Genomic DNA, 554 nt, shown 5'->3' with positions numbered 1-554 from the left:
TGGAGTTGTAGTAGTAGAGGAGATTGCTTGCGCTTTGCGGGTCGAAGTCCGTTACCCGATCTGCCAGCGCATACCTCTCATCGGCATCCACTTGGACATAGGCGCCATTGGCCTGTGGCACAGCCAGCGACGTCTGCCGTAACGAAGTGTTGCCGCGATAGCGGGCGATATGGTTCCAGACCGCCTCCAGACCATTCTGCGGGATCGGGAAAGGAACCGCCGTCTTGAAGCCCTCAATGCCATTGCCATTCTCAACGAGCTTGGTAGTGACGGCGTTCTTCCGAATGTCTTGCGCTACCTCGTCAGGCACCCCTGCAGAACGATGAGTAACGTACACCGGCATCTTGTAGGTGTCGGGGTAACGCTTGAACAGGGCGACTTGACCGGGACTGAGCTTGTCCTGGTACTGGGCGTAGTTCTGAGCATCGATGACAAAGAGGGGTTTTTCGCTTGAGAACGGATTGTCGCGAAAGCCGTTCTGTATGTCGCCGGCATCCTTCGGTAAGCCGCCTTGCCACTCAGGAATCGAGCCGTCAGCATTGCCTGCTTTCTCG

At 56.7% G+C, this 554-nt stretch carries 1 protein-coding gene; it reads right to left on the bottom strand.

The window, feature by feature from the left end:
* The coding region (locus tag IB232_RS23350) for a DUF1329 domain-containing protein (RefSeq protein WP_192400897.1) at positions 1-554 on the bottom strand (554 nt) is incomplete at both ends.

The sequence above is a fragment of the Pseudomonas sp. PDM15 genome, from assembly GCF_014851565.1.
Lineage (GTDB): Bacteria > Pseudomonadota > Gammaproteobacteria > Pseudomonadales > Pseudomonadaceae > Aquipseudomonas.
The sequence above is the reverse complement of the archived record's forward strand: the minus strand, read 5'-3'. Positions and strand labels throughout refer to the sequence as shown.